A 301-nucleotide genomic window follows, 5' to 3' on the forward strand; every position below is an offset into this window, starting at 1 on the left:
CAACCGCGATCCAACCGGTACCCTTCGGCCGCCGCCTCAAGCGCTTCATGGCCGACCGGCCGCTGATTCCCCTGATCATCCTGCTCGTCATCCTGGTGCTGGTGCTGCAGATCCTGCGCCCCGGCATCGTCAACGAGCGGTGGCTTGCCAACACCGTCAAATTCGCCATCCCGCTGGCAATTCTGGCCGGCTGCCAGACCATGACCATGCTGACCGGCGGCATCGATCTGTCGGTCGGAACCGTAGCGACGATGAGCGCCTTCATCATGGCGACGCAGGTCGTCAATCATGACCCGGCGGT

The 301-nt window shown here is 63.8% G+C and carries 1 pseudogene; it reads left to right on the forward strand.

Features of this window, described 5'->3' with window-relative positions:
* A pseudogene (locus AC0L2O_RS36610) lies at positions 1–301 on the forward strand (ABC transporter permease); the annotation flags it as partial.

Source organism: Bradyrhizobium sp. Kon10 (genome assembly GCF_055807395.1).